This is a genomic window from Engelhardtia mirabilis (assembly GCF_007748095.1).
Lineage (GTDB): Bacteria > Planctomycetota > UBA1135 > UBA1135.
Genome location: NZ_CP036287.1, coordinates 993207 through 1008464, shown reverse-complemented (window position 1 = coordinate 1008464; position 15258 = coordinate 993207). Strand labels below are relative to the sequence as shown.

The window sequence follows — 15258 nt, the reverse complement described above, 5'->3', positions numbered from 1 at the left end:
GTCACCGCCCGGACCGACCGACCTGGCCAACGCGGTCGGCGCCCCCCTCCTGGGGCGCCGGCCGTCTGCCGTTCGGGGGTAGCGGCGACGCTGGCCGACCAGGCATGCGCCGTGGGGCAGAAAGGACGTCTTCGGCCCTCAGACGGGGGTCGGGGGCGGCCGATGAGCAACCAATGAGTTCAGAGGTCCCCATCCCCGGCCCTCGCCTCAGCCTGGAAGCACTCGATGAACCTGCGGCCCTGGTCGACGGGGAGCGTCGGGTCGTCGGCGGCAATGGCGCTTGGCTGCAGAGCTGCGGCCAGGTGGACGGCCTGCGCGGCGCCGGGCAGCTCGTCGCCGCAGTCCTGCGCGACCTGAGGGTGAGCGGGGGCGACCGAGCCGTGCTCGAGCTGGGTCTGGGGGACGTGCTCGGCGGACGGGCGGAGCGCTTCGATCACGTGCTGCTCTGCGATCGAGACGTGATGCCGCGCTCGATCCGCATCCACGCCAAGCGCGTCGACAGCGAACACTGCCTGGTGCGCCGCACGGAGCTCGAGCGGGGCAGCCGCCCGCTCGAGCAGTGGCGCGCGAGTTGGGCGGGATCCCTAGCGGGCATCGGCTGCTGGGAAGTGGACATCCCGAAGGACGAGCTGTGGTGGTCCGACGAGGTGTACCGCATCCACGAGATCAATCACCGCCGGCCGATCACGGTCAAGGAGGCGATCACGTTCTACGCACCCGGCGGCCGCGAGGTGATCGAGGCCGCTGTGGACAAGGGCATCGCCGACGGATCGCCTTGGGAGGTCTACTTGCCGCTGATCACGGCCAAGGGCCGTGAGATCTGGGTTCTCGTCCTGGGCAAGGTCGAGCTGGTCGACGGCCAGCCCCGGCGCCTGTACGGCGTCCTCCGCGACGTCACCGAGGAGCGCAACGCGGAGATCCGACTGAGAGAGAGCGAGGAGCGCTTGAACCTCGTGGTCCAGGGCTCCAGCGACGGTTACTGGGACTGGATCCTCGGCACCGACACCATCTACTACTCGCCGCGCTACCTGGGCATCCTCGGCTACGAGATGGGCGAAGTGGAGATGTCGATGGAGTTCTTCGCCGACGCTCTCCATCCGGACGACGCCGATGCGACCTGGGCCGCGTTCAACGCCCACCTCGAGTCGCAGCGCCCCTTCGACGTCGAGTTCAGGATGCAGCACAAGGATGGACGCTATCGCTGGATCTGGTCGCGGGGAGAAGCGCTGCGCGACGAACTCGGCGTGCCCATTCGCATGGCTGGAGTGCACTCCGACATCACCAGCTTGCACGAGGCGCGTGAAGCCCTGGAGCAGGCGCGCTCCGCGGCGGAGGAGGCCAGTCGCTCCAAGTCGGCCTTCTTGGCCAACATGAGCCATGAGATCCGCACGCCGATGACCGCCATCCTGGGCTTCACCGAGTTGTTGAAAGACCAGGCGCTCGATCCACGCGTGCGCGCCGACCACGTTCAAACCATTCGCCGCAACGGCGAGCATCTGCTCACGATCCTCAACGACATCCTCGACATCTCCAAGGTCGAAGCCGGCCGGCTCGAGGTCGAGCGCATCGCCATGTCGCCGCGCGCGGCGATCGAGGACGCCTACGAGCTGATGCAGGCACGCGCCGAGGAGCGGGGCATCGATCTTCAGCTCGAGTTCGCGGGTGGCCTTCCCCGCGAGTTCGCCAGCGATCCGGTGCGGATCAGGCAGATCCTGAACAACCTGGTCGGCAACGCGATCAAGTTCACGCGCGAGGGGCGCGTCACGCTGCGCGCCGAGTACTCGCCGACCCGTCGCGTGCTCACCTTCGAGATCGCGGACACGGGTATCGGCATGGACGCCGGTCAGCTGCAACGGCTGTTCCAACCGTTCACGCAGGCGGATTCCACGACCACCCGCGAGTTCGGCGGAACCGGCCTGGGACTCGCGATCTCGAAGCGCTTGGCGGAGGCCCTCGGGGGTCAACTCGAAGCGACCTCGAGCCCGGGGGTCGGGAGCCTGTTCCGGCTGGAGCTCTCGATTCCGGCTGATCACGCGATCGAACTCGTCGATCAGGAGCCACGCAAGAGCGTCGACAGCCCCTCGGCCGCTCTTCCGACCCCGGTCGAGGACTCGCTGGCCGGCTACCGCATCCTGCTCGCAGAAGACGGCGCCGACAATCGGCGCTTGATCTCCCACCACCTACTGCGCGCCGGCGCCGAAGTGGAAACGGTCGAGAATGGCCGCCTCGCAGTCGAGGCCGTGACCGGACGAGACCAGGGTGCGCTCGGATTCGACGTCATCCTGATGGACATGCAGATGCCGGAACTCGATGGCTACGGCGCGATGCGGGAGCTGCGAGCCGCGGGCATCCGAATCCCGATCATCGCGCTGACAGCCCACGCCATGTCCGGCGACCGCGAGCGTTGCTTCGACGCAGGCTGTGACGAATTCTTGACCAAGCCGATCAACTCGTCGCAACTGATCAACCTGTGCCGAACCGCGTCGATGCGCGCGGCCGAGTAGGCCGCTGGTCCTGTCCGAGGGGATCCAAGCCGGCCTACCAGCGGTGGAACGCGGGATGCCCCTCGCGCACCGCGACGAACAGACCACGGCAGGTGGCGGTGACCTTGTCCCCCGCCAACAGCTCGCCCTCGACCCACGCTCGGTCGTCGCCCACGGTTTCGACGACCCGCGCACGCAGCTCGAGTTCGCCGTCGGTGGGAGTGGGCCGCTTGAGCGCGATCTTGTACTCAGCCGTCACGGTGCAGGGCGGTACCTGTTCGCCACGCACGCCCATGAGGTGATGGGCAGCGGCCCAGTTGCAGTGGCAGTCGAGCAGCGCTCCGCAGATGCCGCCGTTGAGCATTCCCGTGAAGGCCTCGTGATGGGCTTCCGGGCGCCAGCGCGCGACCAGCTCGTCGCCCTCGACAAAGCTCTTGATCCGCAGCCCCTGTGCGTTTGCGGGGCCACAACCGAAGCAACGGTTGCTCGGCGCGAAGGTGTCCTGGAGGCTCTTGGCTGCAGTCATGCCAATCAGATTAGCCCGCTTCGGTCGCAAGTCCGTGCGGCTCTGGGCAAGGCCTGCCAGTGCCCGGCGGCCCGGGGACAGAGCCCCGGGCTGCCGGCGCCGCGCGCATCAGAGCCCAGCGAATGGCAGGAGCACGTGGGCGTCCGGTGCCGTCAGGTCCGCCAGTCCCAGACCGACCGGGAGCAGGATCGCTGTCGCCGGGTCCCCTTCGACGTGGAACTGGATCAGGCCCGGACCGCCGTCGCCCCCGGCGACGAGGTCACCGATGCCCGCCCCACCCTTGCCGCCGATCGCCGAGATTGCGTCGGGACCAGCCATGGACAGGTCGAACTCTCGCGCCTGGATCAGCAGCATCCCGCCTGATCCGCCACCGCCGCTGCCACCGATGGGGTTCGAGACACTGGCCGTCTCGCCCATCGCACCGTCGCCCCCATTGGCCAGGATGCGTCCGGACGGGCCCACGATCAGTCGCGCGGTGGAGAGCAGGCCCAGCCCGCCGCCACCACCGCCACCACCACCCACGGCGTCCTTGGACGGGGTCCAGGGCAGCGGGGGGATGATGGATGACTCGATCGAGTCCCCGCCCGCTCCGCCGCCACGCCCGGGCGCCGGCTGACTCAGCTCGCCGTGCACCAACTGCCCCGTGGCAGCGTCGAGGCCGATCCCGAAGAAGTCGTCGTCGGTCGATCCACTGAAGGGGCTCGGACCCGGCTGACCCCCGGCCGCGGCATTGATGAAGCTCATGGCTCCCTGGGCCGACGGCGAGCCCTGCTTGCCCGCGGTGGCCATCAAGCCCTGGGCCAGAGCGTCCTGGGCGAGTCGCCCACCACCGCCGCCCGCTCCGCGCCGCTGGTTGTCATTCGAGCCCGGCGCGAAAGAACTCTCGCCCCCCTCGCCGCCCCGAGGGTAGGTCGAAGCGAGGGCGGACCCGGGCAAGCCGGTCAAGGTCGCCGAGTTCGTCGCGGAGCTTCCGACGCCACCGAATCCGCCTCCGGCTGCACCGGCACCTCCCGCCGACGGCGCGGTGGCCCCCTGCAGTTGGACGACCCCGGGCGCGTCATAGCCCGACAGGTCGAGGGTCCCGTCGATTCGGATCTGATCGGTGGCCAGGATCCGCAGCGGCGCGGAGCCGAAGACGCGCACCGTGGCGCCTTGTTCGATCAAGACCGAGTCCACCGCAAGCCCGAGCGCCGAGTCGAACTGCACCGTGGTCCCTGCGGGGACGACCAGGTCCTGGGCCTGCGCCGGGCACAGGGGCAGTAGCGCCAAGGCGGCAGGAAAGATGGTTGTGGGGAATCTCATGTGGGGTTCCTCGAGAAAGGAGGCGGCAAGATGTCCGCCACGCCGAACTAGGCGACCCCTCGATGTCCGTCACAGCAGTGCACTCGCCGATTCTGAAGGGCGGCGCGGCGTCCGCGACTGGCGCGAACGCGCCGTTCGGGAGCGAGGGTCCTGGGTCAGGGTCGGGTTCCGAGGGCCGCGACCACGATGGGCGAGTAGAAGGTCGCCTCGGGGTCCTGCCGACGTTCCGCCCACTCGGCGAGGAAGAGCTCGCGTTCGGCCGGCGAGAGCACCCCGGCCTGCACCATGAAGTCCACGTGGTGCGGGAAGAAGGCATCCGCCCAATCGAACGCCGGCGATCCGGGACGACCCGCGATGACCGTCGGACGCAACTTCTCGAGCTGCAGCCCGGCTCCCTCGAACAGCTCCGGGAACCGGCCGGCGATGAAGGCGCTGCCGCCCTTGGTGACGTAGAGGGCCCGCGTGGCGCGGATCACCGCATCGAAGCCCGCGCTGCGCGGGTAGAGGGAGACGCCTTCGTGGTTGTAGTCGATCGCCAAGAGCCTGCCGCCAGGCACGAGGCAGCCTGCCAAACGCCCCAGGACCACGGCTGGATCCCGGGGGAAGCTGAGCACCCAGCGCATGAACACGGCGTCGTAGCTGCCTTCGATATCGAGCTGCTCCAGCTCGACGCAGCGGGTCTCGACGTCGCTCCAACCTTCATCGGCCACGCGCGCGTCGACATGGTCGATCCAGCGCTGTGAGCCGTCCACTGCGAGCACGTGACCGTCCGGTCCGGTCACCCGGCGGAGGCGCTCGGTGGCCAGACCCGGTCCGCACCCGGCGTCGAGCACTCGCTCGCCAGGGCGAAGTCCGAGAAGGTCGATCCAACCGTCGGTCTCTTCGGACCAGACCTCCTGCTGCAGCTTCAGCCGCGCCAGTTCGTGATCGTCCGTGCCCAGGATGTACCGCTCGCGATCGCTCATGAACCTTGTCTCTTCGACAGATTGGGCCGAGCAAGGTCGCCGCCCGCTCGCGGATGGTGACTCTGGTGCCGAGCTCCCGAAGGGATGCCGGGACTCGACCGCACGGCGCCGATCGTGGCCGTCGAGCGGTGAAAGTCACACGAGCGGTGAAAGTCACAGAGCCGTGAGTGCGCTCGAATTGAACGTACGGCCGTCGTCCGTGTCACGCACCAGCCGATACGACAGCGAGCGTATCCGGCCCACTTCAAGCCGATCCGATCAGCCGAACATCCCTGCTCGAGGCTGGATCGCCGCTCCTCGGGTCCGAGTGGCCACGCTGCGGGCATTGCGGAGTCGTTCGGCAGCCCGGGCGGACGCGGCAGTGGTGAGTGGTGGGCCATGCTGGACTCGAACCAGCAACTTCCACGCTGTGAACATGGCACTCTACCAATTGAGTTAATGGCCCACTCAACGGACGAGCGGCGCAGGATAGTGCGCGGCCCGCGGGCGTGCAAGAGTCCACTGATGGAGCCCGATGGCAGGCGATTGCACCTGCGGTCCGCCCCGCAACGGAGCCGTGAGAGCGAGGGCGCCTGGGATCGATTGCCAGCATCCGAGCCAGATCGAGGCGAGGACCCAAGAGACGAAGGACGGGGACCGGAGCACCGCGGTCGCCGCGAGCCGTCGAGGTGGGGCCCAGTCGGGGGTCTCAGTCGGGGGTCTCGAGACGCCCGGCAACCAGATCCTTGAGGCGAGCCTCCGCCCGCCGCAGGAGCATTCGCACCGCGTCCTCGGTCCGCCCGTCCATGCGCTCGCCGGCCTCGCGCAGGGTCATGCCCTGGAAGAAGACCAGGGTGATCGCCGTGCGGTGCTCCGGAGAGAGCTGCTCGAGGGCCTTGCGAAGGACTCCGAACTCCTCCTCACGGGAGACCTGCCGGGTGACCGAAAGATCCTCGCTCGGCGGCTCGATCCTGCGCCCGCCCTCCGCCTCGCCGTCGATCGTGCGCTCGCGCGACATGTCGCGCTTGCCCGCCGAATAGAACTCGGCCCGATCCCGGATCTTGTTGTTGAGGATCTGGATCAGCCAGCGCAGCAGCGACCCCTCGCCGCGGTACTGGTAGCGAGTGAAGTCCCGGGTGGCCTCGCGGAAGGTCGTCTGGGCCAGATCGTCGGCCTCTTCCTTCTGCCGCAACCGCGCTCCGAGCCGCTTGCGGGCGACCTCGATGAGCAGGCCGTAGTAGCGCTCGAAGAGCTCGTTGAGCGCATCGACGTCACCCTCCTGGGCGCGCTGGACCATCTCCTCGACGTCCTCGCCCTGAACGTCCTCGGGACGCGGCAACTCCTGGCTCTCGTTGCCCTCGGGGTCGTCGGCCTCGGGTCCATCGCCTTCAGGCCCATGCCCATCGGAACTGTTGGCCGTGGGCTCTCGGTCGGGATCGATTTCGCTCATCGGAGGTCGGTCAGCTTACTCCAGCGAGGGCCCGAGGCTAAGCGACCAGGCAGCCCCGGAACCCCGGCCCCCATCAGTCTCTCGGGGGCCCGCTTCGTTCCCGTCCCGCCAGGGCCAAGAAGGCGGCCTCTTCCAGACAGGGGATGCCCAGCTCGGCGGCCTTCTTGGCCTTGGTGCCAGGCTTCTCCCCCACCACCAGGTAGTCGGTCTTGGCGCTGACCGTCGACACGACCTGACCCCCCAGGTCCTCGATCAGCTGCTTGGCTTCGGCTCGGGACAGGGACTCGAGAGTTCCGGTCACGACGAATCGCTTGCCTGAGAGTTCCCCGGATCCCGCTGCCGATCCCAAGGGCTGGACGACCACGCCACCCTCGAGCAGGCGCGCGACAAAGGCCTGGTTGCGTTCGTCCTCGAACCACAGACGGATCTTGCGGGCCATCTCGGGGCCGATGCCGTCGAGGTGCTGAAGCTCCTCCTCGCTTGCGGCGTGCAGTGCCTGGAGGTCCCTGAAGTTGCGCGCAAGGAGCTTGGCGGTGGCCGGCCCCACTTCGTCGATGGCCAGCGCTACCAGGAATCGATCGAACGGAATCCGCCGGCGCTTCTCGAGTTCCTCGAAGAGGTTCTCGACCGACTTCTGCCCCCAACGCTCCAGCTCCAGCAGTGGCTCGGGCTGCAGGTGGAAGACGTCTGCCGGAGAGTGGAGGTAGCCGTGCTCGAGCAGTTGAGCCAGCTTCTTCGTGCCCAGGGCATCGATGTCGAAGGCGCTGCGCCCGACCAAGGTCTCGAGGCGACCGACCAACTGAGGCGGACACTCGAAGCGATTCGGGCAGCGCCAATAGGCCCCCTCGCGCACCGCCGCGGTGCCGCAGGCAGGGCAGACGTCGGGCATCGAAAACTCCGACCGCCAGGCCCAGGTCACCCCCGCTCGAGGCGCCGTGCGCCCGCCGTCGAGATGCTCGACGAGAGACTCGGGCAGCTCGTCCTTCCACCCCTTGGGCGCGCGCCCCTTCGCGGCCTCGGCCACGCCGGTGACCTGCGGGATCACGTCACCCGCGCGGCGCACGAAGACGCGGTCCCCAGGACGCGCGCCGAGTTCCTTGGCCACTTCCGCGTTGTGCAGGGTCGCGTGACGCACGATCACACCGAGGACCTCGACCGGGTCCAGGTGCGCGCGCGGCGTCAGGCGACCGTTGGCCCCGACCTGGACCTCGATCGCGCGCAGCACCGTCGTCGCCTCCATCGCCGCGAACTTGTGCGCGTACTGCCATCGCATCGATCGCGCGGTGCGCCCGAGCCGCTCGCGCAGGGCGAGGTCGTCGAGCTTGGCGACGACCCCGTCGATCTCGAAGGGCAGCTCGAACCGCCGAGCCTCCAGTTCGTCGTGGTAGGCGATAGCCGCATCGAGTCCGACGACTCGGCGGGCGTGGCCAGAATCCGGCAGGCCCCAGCCCCGCAGGGCCGCCAGGAGTTCGGTATGCGTGGCGAACTGAGCACCCTCCAGCCGCGCGACCCCGTAGACGTGGAATTCGAGCGGGTAGCGCGCCACCTCGGCGGGATCGTTGCGTCGGATGGCCCCCGACGTCGCATTGCGCGGGTTCGCCAGGATGGTCTCGCCACGTCCGGCCCGCTCGAGGTTGAAGCGCTCGAAGGCCGCACGAGCGATCAACATCTCGCCGCGGACCTCCAGCAGCGTGGGCGCAGGTGCCCCGCCGGTGTCGAGTGACAGCGGGACGTTGCGAACCGTCCGCACGTTGGCGGTTACGTCTTCCCCGACCTGCCCGTCGCCGCGGGTCAAGGCCCGCGCCAGTTGGCCGTCGACGTAAGTCAGGGCGGCGCTGACCCCGTCGAACTTGGGCTCCACCGACCAGGCCAACTCTGCGCCGGACTCCAGCTTCAGGTAGCGCAGGATCTTCTCTTCGAAGTCACGCACCTCGTCGTCGCCGAAGAGACTGTCGATCGACAGCATCGGCACTTCGTGGGCGACCTTCTCGAAGCCCGAGCCCTCGGGGAGCGGCGCACCGACTCTCTGTGTCGGGCTGTCGGCGGAGACAAGAGATGGACTCGCCTGTTCCAGCTCGCGCAGCTCACGGAACAGGGCGTCGTACTCGGCGTCCGAGATGACCGGTGCCGACTCGAGGTAGTACAGGCGGTCGTGGCGACGGATCTCTTCGCGCAGCGCGGCCGCGCGGGACGGCACATCACCGAACAGGTCGCCGGTCCGATCGCCCGAAGGCGGTCCGGAGGACTCGCCCGAAGGGGCGCCGGAAGAGTCGCCGGATGACGTGCTGTCGCTCGAAGCAGTGGATCGGCGGGCCATGGTCGAGTCGGTGTGTTGTGCCGGCGGCCCGCCGCTCGGGGCCGCTGAAGTGGGGTGAGTATAGGCACGGCCGCCGAGAGAGCTCGCGCCGCTCGACCGTAGGATGGCCACATGGGATCGCAGCCCCCGAACCGAACCGACCGCCGGCAACAGCTCCGCCTCGCGCTCGGCCGGCGGCTGGCCGGTCCCGCGCCGCTCTGCGCGCTGCTGATCGCCACGCTCCTGGTCGCCTGCTCCGACCCCGAGCCCCTGCCCGCGCAGCGCTTGTTCGAGTTCACCTCCGGCGCGACCTACGACGCCGACCCCGGTCGGTCGCAGCGGCGCATGCTGGTCTCCGCGGCCGAGCTCGACCGGGATGCCTGGCGCCCGCTGATCCGACTCGAGACCCCGGCAACAGCCGAGGAACTCGGCCGCTTCCTCGCGGCTTCGACCATCGAGCCCGACGGCACGCCCGTGATCGGACCAGCCCGGGGTAGCTGGTTGACGTCGATCCCCATCGAGGGTGGCGGGCCGGTCTTCCTGCGCAGTCGGCTGCGATTCGACGGCCCTCGCCGGGACGCCGAGCCGCGCGTTTCGGTCTTCCTGGCCGAGCTCACCCGAGAGCCGACGCCAGGTGCCGACACAGACCTGGCCGAGTCCCTGGTCGAGCTGCACGGCACGCGCGCCGCCGACGGCAGTCGCCGCAGCGTCGACCTGGCCCTGGACATCGACCTCGACCCGCGTACCCGCGCCCTGGCCATCCTGTGCAGCCAAGAGCGCGACGGTGACCACGGCCCGAGCGCGCGGGTCGAGGGCCTCGAGGTCTTCCGGCCGAGCTTCATCGACGTGGTCGCCAACTCCACCAGCGAGGGTCGCAGCCACTTGCAAGTCGGCGAACCCCTCGCTGGCCTGTTCCGCATCGGCATGGTCTCCCGGCCGGGCCTGGCCCTGGCTCCCGGTGACGAGCTCGAGCTGCCCCTGCCGGTCCCCACCACCGGGGCCCGCCTGCAGGCCTGGCTCGGACTCGACAGCCATCCGATGGTCGCAGACGGGGCCCAGGTCGAAGTGACCCTGTCCGCGCGCCCCCTGAACGGGCCGGGTCGGACGCCTCTGGGGAGCTGGACCCTCGAATCGGCCTCCCAAGCCCGCCGTCGCTGGCTTCCGATCGACGTGGAGCTGCCCAGCCGCCTGGGCGGTCGCAGCGCCGTCCTGCAAGTCGGCGTCCGATCGATCGAAGGTCACGCCGCACCCGCGCTGCTGATGCCCACCGTTCTGGCCGCGCCCCGGGTGGTCCCCGATCGGCTCGAGCGGCGCGGTCCCAACGTGGTGCTGATCTCGGTCGACACCCTGCGTCCCGACCACCTGGGTGCCTACGGCTACGACCGCCCCACCAGTCCCTCGATCGACCGCCTCGCGGAGCGCAGCCTGGTCTTCGACGACGTGTGGGCCCAGGGCCCCTACACCCTGCCGTCGCACATGAGCCTGATGAGCGGTCAGCACCCCAGCGTGCACGGCGCCCTGCGGGATCCCGGTAGCGTCGACCCCGACCGCACGCGCCTGTTGGCGGAACGATTCGCCGACGCCGGCTACGCCACGGCGGCCTTCGTCGGTGGCGGCTACCTGCTGCCGAGCTTCGGGTTCGCGCCGGGCTTCGACACCTACTCCGTGATCGACCCCTGCTGGAACCGGGAGTCCCAGCGCATCCGCGACTTCGTCGACGACACCGAGGAGCTCGACTTCGAGCTGGCGAACTCGGTCACCATGGAGACCGTGGTGGACTGGGTCGCCGACCACAGCCAGGAGAGCTTCCTGCTCTTCGTGCACACCTACGCGGCGCACGAATTCGATCCGCCCCGGGCCCACCGCGAAGCCATGGGCTTCGACCTCGGGCCACTGGATGCCTACCCCAATGCACTGCGTTGGCTCGCTCCCAGCGTGGATCGCCCGCCCGTCCTCGGCGACGAGGACCGCCAGGTGCTGACCGACCTCTACGACGCGGCCATCCACCAGGCGGACGAGGCCGTCGGCCAACTGCTCGACGGGCTCGAACGGCTGCAGTTGCTGGACGAGACGATCGTGGTGTTGACCTCCGACCACGGCAAGGAGATCGGCGACCACGGCGGCGTCGGCCATGGGCACACGCTCTACGAAGAGTTGCTGCAGGTGCCACTGCTCATCAGCGGACCCGGGATCGACCCCGGTCGGAGTGATCGACCGGTGATGCTCGTTGACGTCCTGCCGACCCTGACCCACATGGCCGGTCTCGCGGCGCCGGTCGGCGTCCAAGGCGTCGACCTGCTGGCCGTGGAACCCGCGGCGCGGACCCTGTGGGCCGAGGTCGAGGCTGCGACCGAGCGCTACGCCGCCCGCAGCGGCTCGCGCAAGACGATCTGGGCTCCACCGAACAGCACAACCCCGCTCCGCGCCCCGAGCGAGGAGCAGACCTTCGATCTCGGCATCGACCCCGGCGAACAGCACGCCCTGCCCCCCGACGGACGCCGGGTGGCCGCCGTCCGCGGCTACCGCGACGTGCTGCTCCAGCTCGCCGAGGCCCTCGGCGGAAGTGGGCGGTCCGACGGCGCCATGTCCGAGAGCACCCGCGAGCACCTGGAGGCCCTGGGCTACACCGTCTCGGACGGGCCCGACACGACCGGGGGATCCGGACGGAGGGTCGACAGCGGCTCGACCGAAGCCGGGACCGTCAACGGCGCCCGCGGACAGGCCGAGACCGGACAGGCCGAGTCCGAGCAGCCAGATCGGCGCTAGGCACAGCAACCCCGCGGCGTGTTGCCGCGGGCCGGCAACCGAGGGGCCCAGTCGTGCTCGCCCTCCCCGGCGGTCACCAGGACCCACGCCCAGGCGACCCGACCTGCCTAGTCCTGCTCGCCGGCCGACGCGCCGCCTGTCCCGCCGCCCAGAACGTCTCTCGGCCCGATCGCGTCCGGCAGGAGCTCGCCCACGGTCGTGATCCGCGCCGGCCCTTCGGCCGACGCGCACAGAACCTCGGTCGTACCCTCGGCGAACTCCGCCAGCACCTGCCGACAGGCACCGCAGGGCATCAGGACCTCCGCCCGGTCGCAGAACACCGCCACCCGCACGATCCGCGACGAGTCCTGCCCACCCGCCAGGCCCAGCGCCACGGACGCGCCCAGGGCAACGCGCTCGGCGCACATGGTCAGCCCGTAGCTCGCGTTCTCGACGTTGCAGCCGGTCACCGTTCGACCGTCGTCCAGCAGCAGGGCGGCCCCCACGCGCAACGCCGAGTAGGGCGAGTAGGCTCGCGCGCTGACCGCGCGCGCCGCCTCGACCAATGCACGTCCTTCGGGGTCCAGCCCGTCGAGTGTCACGTCCTTGGTCATGGCGCGATTCTGCGTCCGGTCGGTGACCGGGGTCAACGCGCGAGCTGAACCAGTCCACGATCAGAAGGGCTCGTCCACGGGTTCGTAGCCCTGGAAGGGCACGCGCGGTCGGACCTGCTTGACGCCGCTCTGTGCGTCCACGCGCTCTTCGGCGATGACCGTCACGCGCGCCTGACGATCGATCAGATCGCCCGCATCGAGGGCGATACGACCGGCGACGTCGAAGCCCATCGAGCCGAGCACGTGCTTGGCTCGGCGCCGCCCGCGTTCGCCCCAACTGACCCCGTCCCAGGCGGCTGTCTTACCCGCGAAATCACCCTCGACGACCTCCAGCCTGAAGGTCCAGCGCTCGTCGCCGGCCTGGGTCCAACCCTGGCGCACCTCCGCCACGCGGCACAGGTAGCGCCCATCCGGGACCGACTGGTAATTCTCGACCTCTTCGACCTCACTGAAGTCGACTTCCATGGGCGTACCTCCAGGCAACTTTCCGTCCCCGACTCTCGACGGGGACCATCCGACGGCGACTCGACTCTCCGCGGCGACCCAGCGCCTCCGCGACATCGACACTCCTCGGACGGTTGGAAGCGTCGGTGGTTACACCCCGGATCCGGAATCGAGCACGCGCGTGAACAGCCGGCGCATGTTCCCGCCCATCACCGCCGCCACGGTCTCAACGTCGAAGCCGCGCGCGAGCATGGCCGCCGCCAGGCGCGGGTAGCCGCTCGCGTCGCCGAGCCCCGCCGGACCGCGCTCGATGCCGTCGAAGTCCGAGCCCAAGCCCACGTGCCGCGGACCCGCGACCTCGAGCGCGTGCTCGACGTGGTCGACCAAACGCTCGATCGACAGCGGCCGAGCGTCGCGTTGCATCACCTCGCCCTGGCGCAGGAAGGTGTCGGTGGGATTCGTGCCCGTCGCGCCGCGGTAGGCCTCGGTCTGCCGCACGCGCTGTTCTTCGGCGCGCGCGTCGGCGTCGAGGAAGCCCGGGTGGAACACGATCCCGACCACGCCGTCGTTGTCAGCCAGGGCCCGCAACTGATCGTCGTTCAAGTTGCGCGGATGGTCGTGCAAGGCGTGACAGCCCGAGTGGCTCGCCATGACGGGATGCTCGGTGGACTCGAGCGCGTCGTAGAAGCTGCGCTCGCCCGCATGGCTGAGGTCGACGACCATCCCCAGGTCGTTCATGCGCCGCACCACCGAGCGCCCGAAGGCCGACAGCCCGGCCGGCACGTCGGGCCCGGCCCCCGGCTGGCAGGAGCGGATCCACGGCAGGTGGTTGTTCCAGACCAGGGTCAGCACGCGCAGGCCGCGCGCCCAAAAGGCCTCGAGCACACCCAGGTCCTGCTCGATGGCGTGTCCACCCTCGATGCCGGGGATGCCAGCGATCCGGCCACCGACGCGGGCCGCCTCGAAGTCGCGGGCCGCCCGCACCAGCCGCAGCTGCTCGGGATGCCGCCGGGCCAGGTCGTGGGCCGCCTCGAGCAGGGCCTCGGCCCGGGCCCGGGCGCCATCCGGGAGGTAGTCGGGGTCGACCCAGCAGACCATCACGACGATGCCCAGCCCGCCCGCGCGGGCGCGCACCAGGTCGAACTGCCCGGGGGTGACCGCGCCCAGGTCGTGCCCCAGATCGACCGCCCGCTGGAGGGCGTCCATGTGGGCGTCGAAGACAGGCTCCTGGGCCAGCAGGGCTGCCACCCGGGCCTCGAGGTTCGGATCGACGTCAGTCATGGAATGGGCCTGCGGCAGTGGGATTCACCGGCATCTGGTGGGGTTGGGACGAAGGTCGGGGCCCTCTCGGACCCCGCTGCGAGCCCCGGACCGGCCGTGGGCCCCTCCCATGGGTCCAGGCGGGGCAGCCTAGCAGCCCCGATTGCCGAGGAAGCGCCGCTGGCCCCGGACGACGCAGCTCGGGACTGTCGAATAGGCAGGCCCCCGAGGGACCCGGGAGGCCGGCTGCCATGCTGACAGTCGGCCTGGCCGACGCAGGCATCGGCGGGGCCGACGCACTTCGGCACGCGCTTTGCTCCGACCTGCCCGGGCCGGCGGCCCCGAACCAACCGTGATCCCCACCCGACGCATCCTCCTCGCCGACGACGACAACGCCCTGCGTGCCGGCGTGGCCGACCTCCTGCTCGAGCTCGGCCTCGAGGTCGTCGAGGCCCAGACGGGCCTGGAGGCCGTGGAGCAGGCTCGCACCCGGCGGGTCCACGCCGCGCTCCTGGACCTCCACATGCCCGAGTGCACCGGGCTGGAGGCGATCCCCCTCTTGCACCTGGCCCACGTGGGCCTGCCCTGCATCGTCTACTCCGGCGCGCTGACGGCCGGCCTAGAGTTGGCCGCCCGCCAGGCCGGTGCCTTCGCGGTGCTCTCCAAGCCCGTCAACCCGACCCTGCTGCGCAGCGAGATCCTGCGCGCGCTCGAGAGCGGACGGCACTCCCAGGGCGGCTGAACCGCCCCTGTAGCTCCCCCAACCCGATCACGCGCCGCCGGCACCTCCGGGCACCGCGGCGCGCGCGACCGAGCGGTCGCAAACACTCCCAACTCCGTCTCAGACCACGACACCTACCAGACCCATGGCGACCAAGACCAAGACCAAGATCCGTCCCCTCGGCGACCGCGTCCTCATTCAGCGCCTCGAAGCCGAAGCGAAGACCGCCGGCGGCATCCTGCTGCCCGAGAGCGCCAAGGAGAAGCCTAAGGAGGGCAAGGTCATCGCCACCGGTGACGGGCGCACCCTCGACAACGGCGAGCGCTCGACCTTCTCGGTCAAGAGCGGCGACACCGTGCTCTTCTCGAGCTACGCCGGCACCGAGATCAAGGTCGACGGCACCGACTACCTGATCATGCGCGAGGAAGACATCCTCGGCGTGATCGGCTGATACAGGCCATTCGGCACCCCAC

General features: G+C 69.9%; 12 protein-coding genes and 1 tRNA gene. 4 read left to right on the top strand and 9 right to left on the bottom strand.

Annotation, left to right across the window (positions count from 1 at the left end):
* Positions 1-173: 173 nt before the first annotated feature.
* Complete coding sequence (locus Pla133_RS03775; RefSeq protein ID WP_145062584.1) at positions 174-2504, top strand: PAS domain-containing hybrid sensor histidine kinase/response regulator; 2331 nt, start codon at positions 174-176, stop codon at positions 2502-2504.
* Positions 2505-2538: 34 nt separating this feature from the next.
* Here Pla133_RS03775 and Pla133_RS03770 read toward each other — a convergent pair whose 3' ends face one another.
* The 6 genes from Pla133_RS03770 to ligA all read right to left on the bottom strand — a co-directional run bounded on the left by Pla133_RS03770 (position 2539) and on the right by ligA (position 9022).
* Positions 2539-3015, bottom strand: a complete 477-nt coding sequence (locus Pla133_RS03770; RefSeq protein ID WP_419192470.1) for a PaaI family thioesterase — start codon at positions 3013-3015, stop codon at positions 2539-2541.
* A gap of 102 nt (positions 3016-3117) precedes the next feature.
* Positions 3118-4311, bottom strand: a complete 1194-nt coding sequence (locus Pla133_RS03765; protein WP_145062580.1) for a hypothetical protein — start codon at positions 4309-4311, stop codon at positions 3118-3120.
* 155 nt (positions 4312-4466) lie between these two features.
* The gene (locus Pla133_RS03760; protein WP_145062578.1) at positions 4467-5276 is read right to left on the bottom strand and encodes a class I SAM-dependent methyltransferase; all 810 of its coding nucleotides are present in this window, start codon (positions 5274-5276) and stop codon (positions 4467-4469) included.
* 369 nt (positions 5277-5645) lie between these two features.
* Positions 5646-5721, bottom strand: a tRNA-Val gene (locus tag Pla133_RS03755).
* Positions 5722-5964: 243 nt separating this feature from the next.
* On the bottom strand, positions 5965-6705 hold the full coding sequence (locus Pla133_RS03750; RefSeq protein ID WP_145062576.1) for an RNA polymerase sigma factor: 741 nt from the start codon (positions 6703-6705) through the stop codon (positions 5965-5967).
* A gap of 73 nt (positions 6706-6778) precedes the next feature.
* On the bottom strand, positions 6779-9022 hold the full coding sequence (gene ligA, locus Pla133_RS25895) for an NAD-dependent DNA ligase LigA (protein WP_419192096.1): 2244 nt from the start codon (positions 9020-9022) through the stop codon (positions 6779-6781).
* A gap of 111 nt (positions 9023-9133) precedes the next feature.
* Here ligA and Pla133_RS03735 point away from each other — a divergent pair, with 111 nt between their 5' ends.
* Positions 9134-11767 (top strand): sulfatase, encoded by a 2634-nt coding sequence (locus Pla133_RS03735; protein ID WP_145062574.1) that lies wholly within the window; start codon positions 9134-9136, stop codon positions 11765-11767.
* Positions 11768-11874: 107 nt separating this feature from the next.
* On the opposite strand, the gene Pla133_RS03730 is transcribed toward Pla133_RS03735, so the two are convergent.
* The 3 genes from Pla133_RS03730 to Pla133_RS03720 form a co-directional block, all read right to left on the bottom strand.
* On the bottom strand, positions 11875-12360 hold the full coding sequence (locus Pla133_RS03730; protein ID WP_145062572.1) for a cytidine deaminase: 486 nt from the start codon (positions 12358-12360) through the stop codon (positions 11875-11877).
* Between the two features lie 60 nt (positions 12361-12420).
* The gene (locus Pla133_RS03725) at positions 12421-12825 is read right to left on the bottom strand and encodes a DUF669 domain-containing protein (protein ID WP_145062570.1); all 405 of its coding nucleotides are present in this window, start codon (positions 12823-12825) and stop codon (positions 12421-12423) included.
* 129 nt (positions 12826-12954) lie between these two features.
* Positions 12955-14085 (bottom strand): dipeptidase, encoded by a 1131-nt coding sequence (locus tag Pla133_RS03720; protein ID WP_145062568.1) that lies wholly within the window; start codon positions 14083-14085, stop codon positions 12955-12957.
* A 331-nt stretch (positions 14086-14416) separates the two neighbouring features.
* Here Pla133_RS03720 and Pla133_RS03715 point away from each other — a divergent pair, with 331 nt between their 5' ends.
* Together Pla133_RS03715 and groES are read left to right on the top strand one after the other, a co-directional pair.
* Complete coding sequence (locus Pla133_RS03715) at positions 14417-14806, top strand: response regulator (protein WP_419192095.1); 390 nt, start codon at positions 14417-14419, stop codon at positions 14804-14806.
* A gap of 124 nt (positions 14807-14930) precedes the next feature.
* Complete coding sequence (groES, locus tag Pla133_RS03710) at positions 14931-15236, top strand: co-chaperone GroES (RefSeq protein WP_145062564.1); 306 nt, start codon at positions 14931-14933, stop codon at positions 15234-15236.
* The last annotated feature ends 22 nt before the right edge of the window (positions 15237-15258 follow it).